The sequence below is a fragment of the Tateyamaria rhodophyticola genome (genome assembly GCF_047777875.1).
Classification (GTDB): Bacteria; Pseudomonadota; Alphaproteobacteria; order Rhodobacterales; family Rhodobacteraceae; genus Tateyamaria.
Genome location: NZ_CP180519.1, coordinates 1008843 through 1025116 on the forward strand (window position 1 = coordinate 1008843; position 16274 = coordinate 1025116).

Sequence of the window (16274 nt, forward strand, 5' to 3'; positions counted from 1 at the left end):
TCAGCCGCCCGTCATGGGGGGAAAGAATGCCACCTCGCGCACCCCGTCGAGCGGCGCGTCGAAATCGGCAAGCTCCTGGTCCACGGCGACCCGCAGCGCTGTCAGGTCCTCGAACGCGGCGGCATAGCGGTCTTCGCGCGCGCGCAACTCGGCCACCAGATCCATGACGGTCGCAGCGTCGCTTGTCACCCGCTCCTTGGGGATGCCGATCCGTTCCCGGACCCATGCGAAATACAGAACGTCCATGCCCGTTACCCTTTCAGATGCGGCATTGCCTTGCGAAAGTAGTCATACCCGGTGACCAAAGTCAGCGCCGCGGCAATCCACAACAGCCACAGGCCAATCCGGCCCGACCATTCCGCCCCGGCCAGTTTCCAGCCAAGCCCCTGTAAATCCGGTTCGTCCCCGCGCAGGATGGCCGACACGAGTTCATCGTCCATGCCCCAGACCGACATGCCGAAATAATGCTCGAACACACCTTGAGAGAACAGCACGGCGATGGCGATCATCTGCAACGTGGTCTTCCACTTGGCCAGTTGCGTCACCTTGAGCGTACCGGCGGTGTCGCCCAGGAATTCGCGAAGTCCCGACACGAACACTTCACGAAACAGGATCATCGTCGCGGGCAGCACCAGCCAGGGTGACCAGCTGGAAAAGCCGACGATCACCATCAGCGCGATCACCACCATCGCCTTGTCCGCAATGGGATCCAGCATGGTGCCCAGCTTGGTTTGCTGCCCCCACGCGCGGGCAAGGTAGCCGTCGAACCAATCGGTGATGGCCGCGCCCACAAACAGGACAACGGCGAGGATATCCGCATAGGGCCGCGTGAAATAGAGGAACATGACGGCCACCAACGGTGCCGCAATCAGGCGCAGGGTCGTCAGGATATTGGGTATGTTCCAGATCATGGCGTCATCTCTAACGTGAAGACCGGGCGGCTGAAAGGGCGCGGGTCACTGGTCGTGGAAATAGTCATAGACCTTCTGCGCCAGGCCTTCGGACACGCCCTCGACCGCCTTGAGATCGGCGAGGTTCGCGCGCCCCACGGCCTTGGCCGATCCGAAATGCGCCAGCAATGCGCGTTTGCGCGCCGCCCCCACGCCCGGAATATCGTCCAGCGGGTTCTTCATGTTGGCCTTGGCGCGCTTGGCCCGGTGCGTTCCGATGGCGAACCGGTGCGCTTCGTCCCGCATCCGCTGCACGAAATAGAGCACCGGATCATTGTGGCGCAGGGCAAAGGGGCGCTGTCCCACGCGGTGGAACTCTTCCTTGCCCGCGTCACGGTCGATGCCCTTGGCCACACCCACCATCGGAATGTCCTGCACCCCATGCTCGCTCATGATCTCCGCCACGGCACTGACCTGCCCCGCGCCCCCGTCGATCAGCAACAGGTCGGGCCACATGCCCTTGGACCGATCCGGGTCCTCGTTCAGCAGGCGTTTGAACCGGCGGTGCAGCACTTCCTTCATCATGCCAAAGTCATCGCCGGGGGTCAGGTCATCGCCCTTGATGTTGAACTTGCGGTAGCTGTTTTTCATGAACCCGTCGGGGCCTGCGACGATCATGCCGCCCACGGCGTTGGTGCCCTGAATGTGGCTGTTGTCGTAGACTTCGACACGCTGCGGCGGCGCGGGCAGGTCGAACGCCTCGGCCAGTCCGCGCAGCAGCTTGGCCTGTGTCGCACTTTCGGCCATCTTGCGCGCCAGGCTTTCGCGCGCGTTGCGCAGCGCGCTGTCCACCAATTCGGCCTTTTCGCCCCGCTGCGGCACCAACAACTCAACCTTGCGGCCCAGCTTCTGGGTCAATGCTTCGGCCATCAGATCGGGGTTCTCAATCTCGTTGGAAAGGATCAGCTGCCGGGGCGGCTCCTTGGTGTCGTAGAACTGGCCCAGGAATGCCTCCAGCACCTCCGCCGCATCCACATCCGCGCCCACACGCGGATAGAAATCCCGGTTGCCCCAGTTCTGGCCCGCCCGGATAAAGAACACCTGCACACAGGCCTGCCCCTGTTCCAGATGCAGCGCCACGATGTCGGCCTCATCCACGTTGCGCGGGTTGATGCCCTGGGCCGTCTGCACCTGCGTCATGGCACGGATCCGGTCGCGCAGGGCGGCGGCCCGCTCGAACTCCATCGCTTCGGACGCCTCCTGCATCTCGGAAGCAAGGCGCGCCTGAATGTCCGTTGATTTGCCGGACAGGAACTTTTCCGCGTCCTTCACCGTCTGCGCATACGCCGCCTTGTCGATCATGCCGACGCACGGGCCGGAGCACCGCTTGATCTGGTACTGCAGGCAGGGGCGCGTGCGGCTGTCGAACATCGCATCCGTACAATTGCGCAGCAGGAAAACCCGCTGCAGCTGGTTCAGCGTCCGGTTCACCGCGCCCGCGCTGGCAAAGGGTCCGTAATACGCGCCTTTCTGCTTTTTCGCGCCGCGATGCTTTTTGATCTGCGGATAGTCGTGGTCGCCGGTCACAAGGATGTTGGGAAAGCTTTTGTCGTCGCGCAGCAGCACATTGAACTTGGGCTTGAGCTGCTTGATCAGGTTCTGTTCCAGCAACAGCGCCTCGGTTTCCGTGCGCGTGGTCAGGAACATCATCGACGCTGTCATGCTGATCATACGTGCGATGCGCGCGCTGTGACCGGTGGGGCGGGCATAGTTCGAAACCCTGGCCCGCAGGTTGCGCGCCTTGCCCACGTACAAAACCCGGCTGTCACGGTCGAGCATCCGGTACACGCCCGGTGAGCTGTCCAGCGTCTTGAGATACCCTTGGATCACGTCGTGCCCCACAGGCACAGGGGTAACAACCTCAGGCTGATCTTCAGGTGTCAACTTCGCCATACGATTCTACCCCCTTCCCTGATTTGGCTGCACCAGAGACACGTGTGGTGCAAGCGTTGAGACATCCACCGAACCTGTGGATAAACTTGGAGACAACTTCTGGACCTTGGGAATTTTTCGTTGTTTTTTGGGGCTTTCGCTCATGTGCCTATTTTTTAGGCACTTTTTCAACCCATTGATTTTGCTTGTTAATTTTTTACTCACCGAACAAGTGCCTGAAATCAAACGTCTTTTGGTAACGTTTTTGTAACAGACATTAATGCGGTGCAAAACTTCCCTTACGTCGCCTATTCGACACCCACCACGTCCGGCGTTTCCCACGCCAGATGCTGCCCGCCATCGACGCACAGAAGCTGGCCCGTGATTCCCGGCGAATCGAGGAAGTAGCCAAGCGCACCGACGATATCTTCGGGGTTTGATCCGCGTTGCAAAACGGTTGCGGCGCGTTGCTTGGCAAAATGCTCGGCGCTTTGGCGACCACCCTGCAGGGTCGGACCGGGGCCGATGGCGTTCACGCGAATGGCGGGGGTCAGGGCGCGCGCGCTGGTTTGGGTCAGGGCCCACAATCCCATCTTGGCGATGGTATAGGTCATGAATTCCGGCGTCAGCTTGCGCACGCGCTGGTCCACCATGTTGACGATCAGGCCGGATGCTTTCGGCTCGCCACGGTCATCCGTCTCTGGCTCCAGCCCCTGCGCAGCCATCGCCTGTGTCAGCACAAACGGCGCGCGCAGGTTGCTGTCGAGATGCCGGTCCCACCCGGCGCGGGTCGCACTGGTGATGTCGTCATATTCAAAGATCGACGCGTTGTTGATAAGGCAGGTGATCGGGCCACCCAAGGCGTTGACCGCGCGCGGAAACAAGCCTTGTGTCGCGTCTTCGTCGAGCAAGTCAGCTTGCAGGGCCACACCCTTTTGCCCCGCCGCCTCGATCTGCGCCACGGTTCCGTCCGCGCCCTTGGACGAGCTGGCGTAATGCACCGCCACGTCATAGCCGCGCCCGGCCAAATACACGGCCATCGCCTGACCCAGCCGGTGGCCGGCCCCTGTCACCAGTGCTCGTGTCATGTCATGCGCTCCTGTGGTCCTTAGCTGAGTACGACAACCAGATAGGCCACATAAAGCGCCGTCAAGACAACGCCCCAAATGCGGTTGATGTCCTGCCGCATATAGACAAACGGGACCAGCAGGATGGATGCGCCCAACATGACCCACAGGTCGAATTTCAGGAAGGCCGGATCAACCGGGATCGGCCCGACAAGGCTCGCCACACCGATGATGGCCAGCAGGTTGAACATGTTCGACCCAATCACATTGCCCAACGCAACGTCCGCCTGACGCCGCAATGCGGCCATCACGGTGGTCGCGAGTTCGGGCAGCGATGTGCCGACCGCCACCAACGTCAGGCCGATCACCGTATCGCTTACCCCATAGGTTCGGGCGATGATCGTGGCGTTGTCCACCAACAGGTCCGCACCAAGCGGCAGGCCAATGATGCCAAGCACCACAAAGACCGCAATGCGCCACCACGGCAGATCGGGGTCCACCCCTTCGATCTCTTCGGGGACGGCCGTGCCTTCCGCGCATGCGGCGCGGTGGCCCTTGGCCTCCATCGCGGCGTCCAGGAGGACCAGCCCGAGGGCTGCCAGCAGCACAAGCGCCGCGATCCAGTCGAACACGCCGCGAAAGGCCAGCGCGATAAAAAGGACAGAGGCTGCGATCATGAAATTGAACGTCTTGCGCGTCTCGCATTCCGACGTGTGCATCGTCGCCAGCAGCGCAGGAATGCCCAGCACCAGCAGGATGTTTGCGGTGTTCGAGCCAACGACGTTGCCCATGGCGATGCCCGGTGCGTCCTCCAGCACCGCCTGTATCGCGATCAGCAGTTCCGGCGCAGAGGTGCCAAAGGCGACGATGGTCAGGCTGACGATCAGCGCAGGCACACCCAGCCGCAGGGACAGGTTGACCGCCCCTTTGACCAGACTGTCACCGGCCAGCAGCAGGATGAGCAGGCCAAGCCCGCTCAGCACCCAGGGCATAATGTCTTGCATCAGCCGGTCCCCCGCCCGCACGAACAGGGGCCCTTGCCAATACGGTAGCGTCCGCAGCTACATTTGGCCGATTTCAAACGTTTGCCACCGATCCAATGCAATTTGCCCAACATCGCCAGCACGGCGATAAAGACCAGAAACAGCACAACGATCTTTGACAACACAGCTACAGTCCAAACTGGGCAAACGCGGCCCGCTCTTCGATCGAACTGATCGCGTCGTCGATGACCCGCGCGCCGAAGCGCGAGAAGAAGGGGCGTTTGACGCCATAGCGGCGCAGCTTGACCTTTTCCCCGAACCGCTCCGTCAGGTGCGGCTTGAGGTGCCCGATCCCGTCAATGAGCCCGAGTTTCGTGGCCTTCTGCGCCAACCAGATCTCACCGGTGAACAGCTCGGTTTCCGTGTCCAGTTTCGCACCCCGCCGCGCCTGCACGTGATCTATGAAATTGGTGTGGATGTCGTTGAGGATACCCTTGAGACGTTCAATGTCCTCGGGTTGTTCGGGCCGGAACGGGTCGAGCATCGATTTGGATTTACCAGCGGTATAGACGCGCCGTTCGACCCCTTGGCGGGCGAGGAATTCGTGCGCACCAAAACCTGCGGAAATCACACCGATCGACCCGACCACCGAACTCGGATCCGCATAGATTTCGTCCGCAGCGGCCGCCAACCAGTACCCGCCCGACGCAGCCACATCTTCGACAAAGGCGATGACGGGAATGTCCTTTTCCTCGGCCAGCCGACGGATGCGTGCACCAATGAGCGACGATTGCACAGGGCTGCCACCCGGCGAATTGACCTCAAGTGCGACGGCAACGGGTTTGCCGCGGGAAAACGCCTTTTCGATCACAGGCGCCAGCGCACGGTCATTCAGCGCGCCCCGCCCTCCTCCGGCGATCACCCCTTGCAACCGGATCACGGCCACGGTGGGGTCGGAATTCATGAAGGGGATCCAGCGTTTCATCCCAGCCCATGTAGATTGCACACGCCGTGCAAACAAGGGCAGCGCTGCAAGACACGGAGGTTACGTGGCCCGATTGCACGCCACGTCACTGGCGAATGCGCCACCCGGACTTGAAAATCCACCAAATCGCCCCGAGGCAGAGGGCCGTGAACCCGGCAATCGCCAGCAGCGACGTGGCAATCGGAACGTCCGCCAGCCCGAAGAAAGACCAGCGAAATCCCGAGATCAGATAGACCACCGGGTTGAACATCGAAATCGTTTGCCACACCGGCGGCAGCATCGAAATCGAGTAGAACGAGCCGCCGAGAAACACGAGCGGTGTCACGATCAGCAAGGGCACCAGTTGCAGTTGCTCAAAGCTGCCGGCCCAGATGCCGATGATGAACCCAAAGAGCGCGAAACTGATACAGGTCAGCACCAGAAACGCCACCATCGCAAGCGGGTGCGCGATTTCGATATCCACAAAGAAAAAGGACGTGATCAGGATGATGATCCCGATGAACATTGCCTTGGTCGCCGCCGCACCGACATACCCCATCACGATCTCCAGAAAATTCACCGGCGCGGACAGCAGTTCGTAGATCGTGCCAATGAATTTCGGGAAATAGATGCCGAACGACGCGTTCGAAATCGCCTGCGTCATCACCGTGAGCATCACGAGTCCCGGCACGATGAACGCGCCGTAACTCACCCCTTCGACCTCGTCGATACGGCTGCCGATGGCGGCGCCGAACACCACGAAATAGAGGGACGTGGACAGAACAGGCGAAATCAAGGATTGCGCAATCGTGCGGAAAAACCGCGCCATTTCAAAGACGTAAATCGCCCGGATCGCTGACCAGTTCATGCTGCATCCTCCGGTTTGTGCACCAGTGAGACAAAGATGTCTTCGAGGCTGGATTGCTGTGTTTCAACATCGCGCAGCTGCAAACCGGCGCTGGCCACGTCTTGCAGCAGGCGGGTGATGCCGGTGCGTTCGGATTTGGTGTCATAGCGATAGACAAGGCTCTGACCATCCTCGCCCACATGCAGGTCATACGCGGCGAGCGCGTCCGGCACCGCATGCACCGGATCGGTCAGTTGCACCACCAGCTGTTTCTGACCCATCCGGGCCATCAGCTTGTCCTTGTCCTCCACCAGGAGGATTTCGCCGCTGTTGATCACCGCCACGCGGTCAGCAATCGCTTCGGCCTCTTCGATGTAATGCGTGGTCAGGATCGTGGTGACGCCTGCGCTGCGCAACTGCCCCACAATGTCCCACATGTCCTTGCGCAGCTCCACGTCGACGCCTGCGGTCGGTTCATCGAGAAACAGCACCTTTGGATCATGCGCCAGTGCCTTGGCGATCAGAACGCGGCGTTTCATGCCCCCCGACAGCGCCCGGATCTGGCTGTCCCGCTTGTCCCAGAGCGACAGGCGTTTCAGGATATCCTCAACCGCGGCGTCCTTGCGCCCCTTGCCGAAAAGGCCGCGGGAAAAGCGCACGGTGTTGATCACCTTTTCAAACGGTTCCAGCGCGATTTCCTGCGGCACGAGGCCAATAAGACTGCGCGCGGCGCGGTAGTCCCGTATAATGTCGTGCCCGGCGACACTCACCGTGCCGGAGGTCGGCATGGTGATACCGCACACGGTCGAAATCAGCGTCGTCTTGCCGGCCCCGTTAGGGCCAAGCAGCGCGAGGATCTCGCCCTCTTCAATGTCGAGCGAAACGCCCTTGAGCGCCTCGAACCCGTCATCATAGGCCTTGCGGACGTTCTGAATGCTCAGAATGGGTGCCATGGAGGTCTCCGAAATCAAGATTGTGTGACCGGTATCCAACCCGGACGCACAAGACCAGCGCATCGGCGCACACCGCGATGTGCGCGGCGCCTAGCTTTTGCCGGTGATCCGTCCCAGCCACCCCTTTTTCTCCGCCTCTGGCGCCGCGTCTGCGTCCTCGGTCGCGGGGTCGGCCGGTCCTTCAAGGTGGTCTTGCAGGTTGGAAAAGAACTGGTCCGCCATCTTCTTGGCAAACCCGTCGATGATGCGGCTGCCCAACTGGGCGAGCTTGCCGCCCACCTTCGCTTCTACATCATAGCTGAGCGTGGTGCCGGTATCCGATGGCGCAAGCCGCACTTCGGCACCGCCCTTTGCAAATCCAGCGGCGCCGCCCTTGCCTTCGCCGGAAATCGTCAGGGCCTCATTCTCGGTCATGTCAGACAGCGCCACCTTACCTTTGAAAGTCGCTTTGACCGGGCCGACCTTTTGCACCACAGTCGCCTCGAATCCGTCAGCGGCGTTGCCCGTGACCTCGGTGGCACCGGGCACGCAGGCCTTGAGCGTGTCCGCGTCCAGAAGGGCCGCATAGACGGCAGCGGGCGGGGCGGCGATTTCGCGGGTGTCGGACATCTTCATCGGCTGGGCTCCCTCGTGCTTGCGATGCGTCTGCATGACGCTACCGCAGCCGCCGCGCCGCCGCCATACGCGAATCTGCGTGACAGCCCGCCGGTTCGTGATAGGCGTGGCCCATGGGCACGTCGGATCGAAACATTGCCGGGCTGGGCATTCTGTTTGTGCTGGTGGGAGTGTTTTGCATTTCCGTCAACGATCTGTTGATCAAGCAGCTGTCCGGCGGATACCCCTTGCACGAACTGGTGTTTGTGCGGTCCGGGTTCGGCATCCTGTTCACCCTCGTTCTGGTTCAGTTCGAAGGCGGTTGGCGGATCCTGCGCACCCGCCACCCCATCCTGCATGCCACACGCGGCCTGTTGATCGTGATAGCCAACATGACCTTCTTCGTGGCACTCGCCGTGCTGCCATTGGCCGATGCGACGGCCCTGTTTTTCGCGGCACCGCTGTTCATCACGTTGCTGTCGATCCCCGTGCTGGGGGAAAAAGTGGGGCCGATGCGCATGGGGGCCGTCATTGTCGGATTTATCGGCGTCCTGATCATGCAGCGGCCCTGGGCCGGGTCGGATACACTGACAGTGAGCCGCATTGTCCTGCTCCTGCCGGTGCTTTCGGCGCTGACCTATGCGCTGAACCAGATCCTCACGCGCAAGCTGGGCGTCGAAAGCAAGGCCAGCGCGATGGCCATCTATATCCAGGTCATGTTCATCCTTGTGTCGGGCGGATTCTTCCTCGTGGCAGGGGACGGGCGGTTTGCCGAAGGGTCGACCAACGCCTCCGTCACGTTTCTGCTGCGCGCGTGGGTGTGGCCCGCGCCGGGTGACATGTGGGTGTTTGGCGCACTCGGCTTGAATGTGGCGATCATCGGGTACTGCCTGAGCCAGGCCTACCGGCTGGCGGACGCTGCAACCATCGCGCCATTCGAATATATCGGGCTGCCGCTGGCGGTCTTCTGGGGCTTTGTGGTGTTTGGTGACCTGCCCGTGTGGGAGGTCTGGACCGGTATGGCCCTGATCCTTGGCGCAGGTCTGTTCGTGTTCCTGCGCGAACGACAAAAGGCGCGCATCGTGGCGCGCGGCAAGATCAAGGGCCGGTACTGATCAGGCGGTGACGTCGATCACCACCTTGCCCGTCGCCGTCCGTGTGCGCAGCAATTCCAGACCGTCATTGGCCTGGCCCAGTGGCAAAACGTGGCTGACATGCGGCTTGAGCTTGCCTTGCGCGTACCAATCAAACAGCACCTCGAAACTGCTGGTCAGCACGCGTGGATTCACGCGGGTGTATCCGCCCCAGTAAAAGCCGAGCACCGTCAGGTTCTTGACCAAAAGGTAATTTGCAGGGATTTGCGGCACCGTCCCGCTGGCAAAGCCAAGAGGCAGCAGCCGGGCCTCGGGATTGCATGCGCGCAGCGCTGCATCGAACAGCGCCCCGCCCACCGGGTCATAGACCACATCCGCCCCGCCAAGCGCCTTGACGTCCGCGCGCAGATCACAGGTCTCACTGTCCAGCAGATGGTCTGCCCCCGCTTCACCCGCAACGCGCAGCTTGTCAGCGCCGCGCGCGCAGGCAATGACTTCGGCCCCCATCAGCTTGCCCAGCTCGACCGCGGTCAGGCCAACCCCACCCGACGCGCCCAGCACCAAAAGCCGCTCTCCCGGTTGCAGCCGCGCCTTGTAATCAAGGCCCACATGGCTGGTGCCGTAGGCCACGAGAAACGCCGCCGCATCCACGAAATTCATCGCATCCGGGATCGGCACGCATACGTCCGCGGGCAAGGTCGCGTATTCGCCCAAACCCCCGAACCCGGCATAGGCCGCGATGCGCTGCCCTTCGGACAGATGCGTCACGCCTTCGCCCACCGCAGCAACCGTGCCCGCCATCTCCATGCCCAGTGTCGCGGGCAGCGCGGGTTTCTCCTGATAGGTGCCCTTCACGATCAACAGATCGCCAAAGTTCAGACCACAGGCGGCCACACGCACCAGCACCTCGCCGGGTCCCGCCACGGGCTGTGCCACGTCGTTCAGAACCAATGGCTGGCCCAGTTCCGTCACCTGCATTGCACGCATGTCGCCTGTCTCCGTTTGCTCACCGGGGACTACTCTGCATCCCCCATTCGGTGCAGCGCATACCCCACCTGCACGGCGGCGAAAAGCAACCCGTTCGAAATCCAGATCACGACCAGCGCCAAAAGCGCATCCCGCGACGGCGCCAGCGCATCATAGAACCCGTTTATGTTGAAAAGCCAAAGCGCACAAATGAGAGCCGCTGACACCCCAAGCCCAATGGCCGTGGCCGTCAGAAACAGACGTGGAAGCGATGCGTCAGACATGATTCAAAGCTAGGCGGCGCGGCGCCCCGGTCAAAGACCAGACGCTTAGAACGCCTCGGGCTGCGCCTCGCGCGCCATGTGATCCAGAACGGCGTTGACGAATTTGGGCTCTTTGCCTTCTGGGAAAAACGCCCGCGCCACGTCGACATATTCCGTGATCACCACGCGCGGCGGCGTGGCCTTGTCGCGCAATTCGGCACCAGCGGCCCGGAACAGCGCCCGCAATGTGGGGTCAATCCGCGCAATCGGCCATTTCGCGACCAATGCCCGATCCGTCGCCTGGTCAATCGGCGCCTGATAGTTCACCGCATCGTCTAGCACGCGTTCAAAGTGGCCGGGGTCCCCTTCGGCCATCTCGTCCCCGTCATAGACCTCGCCAAACCGGTGATCCATGAATTCGACCTTGATCTGATCGACCGTCTGCGCGGACTGCTCCATCTGGAACAGCGCCTGCACGGCATAGAGCCGCGCGGCAGACCGCATCTTGCGTTTCTGATTTCCCGACAGGGTCATGCTTGGTTGGGCCTCATCTCACCGGCAAGGATGGTGTCTTCTCCGGCCGGTTTGAACCCGACCCCCTTGCTCTGGCGGCCCCACTTACGGCTGAGCGCGATCAGGTGCAAGGCCGCAGCCGCCGCCCCGCCCCCTTTGTTTTGCCCGTCCGGGTCGGCGCGCACCTCGGCCTGTGCGGTGTTCTCCACCGTCAGGATACCATTGCCGATGCAAAGCCCCTGCAGACCCAGCAGCTGCAACGCCCGGCTGCTGTCATTGCACACCGTCTCGTAATGCGTCGTTTCCCCCCGGATCACACAGCCAAGCGCCACGTAGCCGTCGAAATTCGACATGCGTTCCGAAATGCCGATGGCCGTGGGGATCTCCAACGCGCCCGGCATTTCGATCAGGTCCCATGTCGCACCCGCCGCCTCGATCTCCGCCTTGGCACCCGCCACAAGGTTGTCCGCAATCCCCTTGTAATACGGCGACACGACAATCAGCACCTTGGTCGGGCTGTCAAAGCGGGGCGTGTCCAGCACGTGGTGTTCAATCGATGCCATCAGGTGTCTCCGGGAATGGGGCGCGTGCCCACGATCTCAAGGTCATACGCACTCAGACCTACATAGGTCGTGCGCGGGCTGTTGGTCAAAAGGATGAGCCGCGTCAGCCCCATATTGGACAGCATCTGCGCCCCAAGGCCAATATTCTTGACGACGCGCGGGCCCTCCTCCTCATCGGAAAAGAGCGATTTGCGCGGCTCACGGAACAGGCACACAACACCGCGCCCCTCGGCGGCAATCGCCTCCATCGCGCGCGGCAGCTCGCCCACCGGCTTCGGCCCAAGGCCCAGGATATCCGTCACTTCGTTCAGAGCATGGGTCCGGATCAACACCGGCTCATCCGTCTCCAGATCTCCCTTGGACAGGGTGACATGTTCGATCCCATGGGTCTGGTCGGTGAAAATCCGCATGTCCCAATCGCCGCCATGCTGGGATGTGATCACCCGGCGGTCTGTCTCCACCACAAGGTTGTCGTGGCGGCGGCGATACGCGATCAAATCGGAAATCGTCCCGATCTTGAGCCCATGCGTGGCGGCATAGGACACCAGATCCGGCAACCGCGCCATCTCACCATCTTCCTTCATGATCTCACAGATCACGCTCGACGGATAATGCCCGGCCAGCCGCGCAACATCACAGCCCGCTTCCGTATGCCCCGCCCGCACCAGGACACCGCCCTTGCGCGCGCGGAGCGGAAATACATGCCCCGGTGTGGCAATGTCCGCCGCCGTTGCCTGCGGATTGATGGCCGTCGCAATGGTGCGCGCCCGATCCCCTGCCGAAATCCCGGTGCTGACCCCCTCCCGCGCCTCGATCGACACGGTAAACGCGGTCTCATGCCGCGACGAATTGTGCATCGCCATCATCGGCAGACCAAGTGCCTCGATCCGCTCCGCGGGCAAGGTCACACAGATCAAACCCCGACCATGGGTCGCCATGAAATTCACCGCCTCCGGTGTCGCGAAATCCGACGGAATCACCAGATCCCCTTCATTCTCGCGATCCTCATGATCGACCAGGATGAACATCCGGCCGCGCCGCGCCTCTTCGATAATGTCCTCGATCGGCGAAATGGCATTGGCCAGGTCCGTCTCGACCGGCCCAGGGGTTTCAAAGCTCATGCAAAGCCTCTCCAAAAGCAGCGTGCTCCGCACATAATCGAACAGAGCCACGGTGGCCAGCAGAACGCCACGGCCACGCCCCGTCTCTGTTCCGAAAAAATCCCCCCCGGAGGGCCGGGCCGCAATCCTGCAAATACCCACATGATGCGAGCATATCCGCACCAAGCGCCAAAGACCGCGTCAGGCGCAGCCTGTCCTTTGGATCAACCCACCTCGGCGAGACGCGCAACATATCGCGCCAGCGTGTCGATCTCGAGGTTCACGGCATCTCCCACACCCACATCACCCCATGTGGTGACCTGCTTTGTATGCGGGATGAAGTTGATGCCGAAAACCGCACCCTCGACGTCGTTGACGGTCAGGGATGTGCCGTTCAGCGCGACGGACCCCTTTGGCGCAATGAACCGCGCCAGCGCATCCGGCGCGCGCAGGTTCACGCGCGTGCTGTCGCCTTCGTCTTCGACCGACACCACCTCGGCGACACCGTCCACGTGACCGGAGACAATATGCCCACCCAACTCGTCACCGACCTTGAGCGCGCGTTCCAGGTTCAGCCGCTTGCCCACGACCCACGCGCCAAGATTGGTCTTCGACACCGTCTCGGCACTCACCTGCACCTCGTACCAGTCGGCTCCAAGATCCACGACCGTGAGGCACACGCCATCGGACGCAATCGACGCCCCCATATCAATCCGGCCCGTGTCATAGCCGGTGCCGATACGGACCCGCAGATCGCCCTCTTCCACCAGCGATGTGATGGTCCCGATATCCGTGATGATGCCTGTGAACATGTCCGATCTCCCGCGCTTGCCCCCGCAGGTAGCGGCGCGGCGGGCCAAGGGCAAGGGTCACGCGATTTGCACTCTTTCGTGTGTTCAGCCATAAAATCGCCCCAGTCACGTGTTCATCCTGAGTTAACGACATGCCGCGTATCAGAAACGAGATGACCTTGACCGCCCCAGACACACGCGTGTTCCTGTTCCTGCAAGGGCCCCACGGGCCCTTTTTCCACCGACTTGGCGCCATGCTGCGACGCGCAGGCGCAACGGTGTGGCGCGTGGGGTTCAATGCCGGTGACCGGGCCTTCTGGTTCCATCCGGCCAGCTACATCCCCTATCGCGGCGCGGCGACAGACTGGGCCGCGACATTTGCTGCGCTGGTCGACGACAAGGGTGTGACCGACATCGTGCTTTACGGTGACGTGCGCCCCGTCCACGCCGAAGCTGTGGCCGAGGCCAAACGCCGCGGTCTGACCGTGCATGTGTTCGAAGAAGGCTACATGCGCCCCTATTGGGTGACCTATGAACGTGGCGGCACCAACGGCAATTCGCGCCTGATGGACATGTCGGTGGCCGACATGCAGACCGCGCTTGCCCAATCCGATATGGAGGCACCGCTGCCGCCCGGGCACTGGGGCGACATGCGGCAACACGTGTTCTACGGCGCGCTCTACCATTGGTTCGTGTTGTTCCGGAACGGGCATTACCGCAATTTCCAGCCACATAGGTCGCTCACCGTGGCCAAGGAATTCCAGCTGTACCTCAAACGCCTGCTGCTGATGCCAGTGCAGACACTGGACCGGATGCAGGCCACGCTGCGCGTCCGCTATGGTGGCTTTCCGTATCACCTCGCCTTGCTGCAACTGGAACATGATTCCAGCTTTCAGGAACACTCGCCCTTCTCGACAATGACCGACTTTCTCGAACTGGTGATCGACGGCTTTGCCAAAGGTGCGCCGGGCCACCACCACCTCGTGATCAAGGCCCATCCGCTCGAAGACGGGCGCACGCCGATCCGTCGTACCATCCGCCGCCTCACCCGCGAGAAGAACCTCGCCGGGCGCGTGCATTACGTGCGGGGCGGCAAGCTCGCGCAGCTTCTCAACGACGCGCGCAGCGCCGTCACCGTGAATTCCACCGCCGCCCAACAGGTGCTGTGGCGTGGCATCCCGCTCAAGGTGTTTGGCCGCGCCGTCTTTGCAAAACCGGAATTCGTCAGCGATCAGCCGTTGCCGGAATTCTTTGGCGGTGCCAGCCGCCCGGACAACCGCGCCTACAAGGACTACCGCCGCTATTTGCTGGAAACATCGCAACTCCCCGGCGGGTTCTATTCCGCGCGCGGCCGCAGACAGTTGCTGCGCCAGGTGGTCGATATGATGCTGTCGGGCGAGGATCCTTATGACGCATTGGCCTCCGGCACCGCGGCTCCGAGGCAACAGTTGCGGTTGGTGAAGTGACCGACACAACCCCTATGGCTGGATTTTTGTCCACGCATTCGGTAGGTTGACGCACAAATGGCACCGAAAAATCGGGCCACACGATAAGAACAGGTGCCCGAAACGGGCGCCATGAGGCAGAAAAACAGGTCGAGGAGACCGAGCAGTGACTTTCCCGACATTCCGCTGGGCGCGCGTCGTCGCGCTGTTTTTGATCTGTACGCTTGTTGCGTCTTGCGGTCTGCCACGTGTGGGCCCGAACAAGCGCGAGATTTTCGCAGGCTCTGTCCAAAAGGAAGGCGATGCCTTCATCGTCGCCGTGAACGACCGGGTGACACGGGCCACGGCTGTGACCCCCGCGCTTGGCTTTTCGGACGAATTTGTGAACGCGGGCCTCGTCGGTTCGGACACGATCCGGCCCGGTGACGTTCTGGGTCTGACAATCTGGGAAAACGTGGACGACGGTCTGCTGGCGAGCGAGGGCACCAATGCGACGGCCCTCGAAGAGGTGCAGGTTGACGGCGCCGGGTTCATCTTTGTGCCCTATGCCGGGCGCATCCGCGCCGCGGGCAACACACCGGAATCGATCCGCCGCATCATCACCAACCGCCTCGAAGAACAGACGCCGGACCCGCAGGTGCAAGTGCGCCGTGTCGCAGGGGACGGTGCCACGGTGTCCCTGATCGGTGCCGTCGGCGGACAAGGCGTGTTCGCCATCGAACGTCCCACGCGCACGCTGGCCTCGATGCTGGCCCGCGCAGGTGGCGTGACCATCGAACCCGAAGTGGCGCAGGTCACGGTGATCCGCAACAACGTGCGGAGCCAAATCCGTCTGCAGGATCTCTACGATCACCCCGAGCTCGACATCGCGCTGCGTGCAGGCGACCGCATTCTTGTCGAAGAAGACACACGGGCATTTACGGTGTTGGGCGCAACAGGCGGACAGGCCCGCGTGCCCTTCGAAAGCCCGACCATCAGCGCCATTGAAGCCATCGCGCAAGTGGGCGGCCTGTCTGCTGCGACCGCGGACCCGACCGGCGTCTTTGTGCTGCGCAACGAAGCGGCAGAGGTGTCGAACGTGGTCCTCGGGCGCGATGACCTCGTCGGGGCGCAGCGTATGGTCTATGTGCTTGATCTGACGCAGCCCAATGGGCTGTTTCAAGCACGCGACTTTGCCATCCGCAGCGGCGACACCGTTTACGTGACCGAAGCGCCTTATACGCAATTCTCGCGCATCATCACCGCGCTCACCACACCGGTTGCTGGCGTCAACCAGCTCTCCGGCAGTCTGAGCGCCAACTGACGCGGC

At 62.0% G+C, this 16274-nt stretch carries 18 protein-coding genes; 3 read left to right on the forward strand and 15 right to left on the reverse strand.

The window, feature by feature from the left end; genetic code table 11:
- From moaD to ACERHN_RS06535, 9 genes are all read right to left on the reverse strand, one after another.
- Window positions 1–246, reverse strand: a complete 246-nt coding sequence (gene moaD, locus ACERHN_RS06495) for a molybdopterin converting factor subunit 1 (RefSeq protein ID WP_415921831.1) — start codon at window positions 244–246, stop codon at window positions 1–3.
- A gap of 5 nt (window positions 247–251) precedes the next feature.
- Complete coding sequence (gene pgsA, locus ACERHN_RS06500) at window positions 252–911, reverse strand: CDP-diacylglycerol--glycerol-3-phosphate 3-phosphatidyltransferase (RefSeq protein ID WP_415921832.1); 660 nt, start codon at window positions 909–911, stop codon at window positions 252–254.
- A 45-nt stretch (window positions 912–956) separates the two neighbouring features.
- The gene (gene uvrC, locus ACERHN_RS06505) at window positions 957–2843 is read right to left on the reverse strand and encodes an excinuclease ABC subunit UvrC (RefSeq protein ID WP_415921833.1); all 1887 of its coding nucleotides are present in this window, start codon (window positions 2841–2843) and stop codon (window positions 957–959) included.
- Between the two features lie 287 nt (window positions 2844–3130).
- Window positions 3131–3910, reverse strand: coding sequence for an SDR family oxidoreductase (locus ACERHN_RS06510; protein WP_415921834.1), 780 nt, complete (start codon window positions 3908–3910; stop codon window positions 3131–3133).
- 20 nt (window positions 3911–3930) lie between these two features.
- A complete protein-coding gene (locus ACERHN_RS06515; protein ID WP_415922697.1) occupies window positions 3931–4884 on the reverse strand; it encodes a calcium/sodium antiporter in 954 nt (317 codons plus the stop codon).
- Between the two features lie 175 nt (window positions 4885–5059).
- Entirely contained in the window at window positions 5060–5857 is a 798-nt protein-coding gene (locus ACERHN_RS06520) for a S49 family peptidase (RefSeq protein WP_415921835.1), read from the reverse strand.
- A gap of 85 nt (window positions 5858–5942) precedes the next feature.
- Window positions 5943–6704 (reverse strand): ABC transporter permease, encoded by a 762-nt coding sequence (locus ACERHN_RS06525; protein WP_415921836.1) that lies wholly within the window; start codon window positions 6702–6704, stop codon window positions 5943–5945.
- Window positions 6701–7636, reverse strand: coding sequence for an ABC transporter ATP-binding protein (locus tag ACERHN_RS06530; RefSeq protein WP_415921837.1), 936 nt, complete (start codon window positions 7634–7636; stop codon window positions 6701–6703). Before ACERHN_RS06530 ends, ACERHN_RS06525 begins: the two co-directional genes overlap by 4 nt.
- 90 nt (window positions 7637–7726) lie before the next feature.
- The gene (locus ACERHN_RS06535) at window positions 7727–8251 is read right to left on the reverse strand and encodes a CoxG family protein (RefSeq protein ID WP_415921838.1); all 525 of its coding nucleotides are present in this window, start codon (window positions 8249–8251) and stop codon (window positions 7727–7729) included.
- Between the two features lie 113 nt (window positions 8252–8364).
- Between ACERHN_RS06535 and ACERHN_RS06540 the strand changes: the two genes are divergently transcribed.
- Entirely contained in the window at window positions 8365–9345 is a 981-nt protein-coding gene (locus ACERHN_RS06540; RefSeq protein ID WP_415921839.1) for a DMT family transporter, read from the forward strand.
- Here ACERHN_RS06540 and ACERHN_RS06545 read toward each other — a convergent pair whose 3' ends face one another.
- The 6 genes from ACERHN_RS06545 to ACERHN_RS06570 form a co-directional block, all read right to left on the reverse strand.
- Window positions 9346–10311, reverse strand: a complete 966-nt coding sequence (locus ACERHN_RS06545) for an NADPH:quinone oxidoreductase family protein (RefSeq protein ID WP_415921840.1) — start codon at window positions 10309–10311, stop codon at window positions 9346–9348. It abuts the gene before it with no gap.
- 29 nt (window positions 10312–10340) lie between these two features.
- Complete coding sequence (locus ACERHN_RS06550) at window positions 10341–10574, reverse strand: hypothetical protein (RefSeq protein ID WP_415921841.1); 234 nt, start codon at window positions 10572–10574, stop codon at window positions 10341–10343.
- 45 nt (window positions 10575–10619) lie between these two features.
- Window positions 10620–11087 (reverse strand): transcription antitermination factor NusB, encoded by a 468-nt coding sequence (gene nusB / locus ACERHN_RS06555; RefSeq protein WP_415921842.1) that lies wholly within the window; start codon window positions 11085–11087, stop codon window positions 10620–10622.
- Window positions 11084–11629: a 6,7-dimethyl-8-ribityllumazine synthase gene (locus ACERHN_RS06560; RefSeq protein WP_415921843.1), complete on the reverse strand. Its 546-nt coding sequence runs from the start codon at window positions 11627–11629 to the stop codon at window positions 11084–11086. The genes nusB and ACERHN_RS06560 overlap by 4 nt, the downstream gene beginning before the upstream one ends.
- Window positions 11629–12750 (reverse strand): 3,4-dihydroxy-2-butanone-4-phosphate synthase, encoded by a 1122-nt coding sequence (ribB, locus tag ACERHN_RS06565; RefSeq protein WP_415921844.1) that lies wholly within the window; start codon window positions 12748–12750, stop codon window positions 11629–11631. The genes ACERHN_RS06560 and ribB overlap by 1 nt, the downstream gene beginning before the upstream one ends.
- A 203-nt stretch (window positions 12751–12953) precedes the next feature.
- Entirely contained in the window at window positions 12954–13541 is a 588-nt protein-coding gene (locus ACERHN_RS06570; protein ID WP_415921845.1) for a riboflavin synthase, read from the reverse strand.
- 152 nt (window positions 13542–13693) lie between these two features.
- Between ACERHN_RS06570 and ACERHN_RS06575 the strand changes: the two genes are divergently transcribed.
- Window positions 13694–14986, forward strand: a complete 1293-nt coding sequence (locus ACERHN_RS06575) for a capsule biosynthesis protein (protein ID WP_415922698.1) — start codon at window positions 13694–13696, stop codon at window positions 14984–14986.
- A 145-nt stretch (window positions 14987–15131) separates the two neighbouring features.
- Window positions 15132–16268, forward strand: a complete 1137-nt coding sequence (locus ACERHN_RS06580; RefSeq protein WP_415921846.1) for a polysaccharide biosynthesis/export family protein — start codon at window positions 15132–15134, stop codon at window positions 16266–16268.
- Window positions 16269–16274: the final 6 nt, after the last annotated feature.

Bases quoted from the DNA above. Each gene is read 5' to 3' on its own strand.
- ACERHN_RS06540 (WP_415921839.1), top strand. From the start codon at position 8,365: ATGGGCACGTCGGATCGAAACATTGCCGGGCTGGGCATTCTGTTTGTG.
- nusB (WP_415921842.1), bottom strand. From the start codon at position 11,087: ATGACCCTGTCGGGAAATCAGAAACGCAAGATGCGGTCTGCCGCGCGG.
- ACERHN_RS06525 (WP_415921836.1), bottom strand. From the start codon at position 6,704: ATGAACTGGTCAGCGATCCGGGCGATTTACGTCTTTGAAATGGCGCGG.
- ACERHN_RS06520 (WP_415921835.1), bottom strand. From the start codon at position 5,857: ATGAAACGCTGGATCCCCTTCATGAATTCCGACCCCACCGTGGCCGTG.
- ACERHN_RS06535 (WP_415921838.1), bottom strand. From the start codon at position 8,251: ATGAAGATGTCCGACACCCGCGAAATCGCCGCCCCGCCCGCTGCCGTC.
- uvrC (WP_415921833.1), bottom strand. From the start codon at position 2,843: ATGGCGAAGTTGACACCTGAAGATCAGCCTGAGGTTGTTACCCCTGTG.
- ACERHN_RS06560 (WP_415921843.1), bottom strand. From the start codon at position 11,629: ATGGCATCGATTGAACACCACGTGCTGGACACGCCCCGCTTTGACAGC.
- ACERHN_RS06510 (WP_415921834.1), bottom strand. From the start codon at position 3,910: ATGACACGAGCACTGGTGACAGGGGCCGGCCACCGGCTGGGTCAGGCG.
- ACERHN_RS06550 (WP_415921841.1), bottom strand. From the start codon at position 10,574: ATGTCTGACGCATCGCTTCCACGTCTGTTTCTGACGGCCACGGCCATT.
- ACERHN_RS06575 (WP_415922698.1), top strand. From the start codon at position 13,694: ATGACCTTGACCGCCCCAGACACACGCGTGTTCCTGTTCCTGCAAGGG.
- ribB (WP_415921844.1), bottom strand. From the start codon at position 12,750: ATGAGCTTTGAAACCCCTGGGCCGGTCGAGACGGACCTGGCCAATGCC.
- ACERHN_RS06570 (WP_415921845.1), bottom strand. From the start codon at position 13,541: ATGTTCACAGGCATCATCACGGATATCGGGACCATCACATCGCTGGTG.
- pgsA (WP_415921832.1), bottom strand. From the start codon at position 911: ATGATCTGGAACATACCCAATATCCTGACGACCCTGCGCCTGATTGCG.
- ACERHN_RS06530 (WP_415921837.1), bottom strand. From the start codon at position 7,636: ATGGCACCCATTCTGAGCATTCAGAACGTCCGCAAGGCCTATGATGAC.
- ACERHN_RS06545 (WP_415921840.1), bottom strand. From the start codon at position 10,311: ATGCGTGCAATGCAGGTGACGGAACTGGGCCAGCCATTGGTTCTGAAC.
- moaD (WP_415921831.1), bottom strand. From the start codon at position 246: ATGGACGTTCTGTATTTCGCATGGGTCCGGGAACGGATCGGCATCCCC.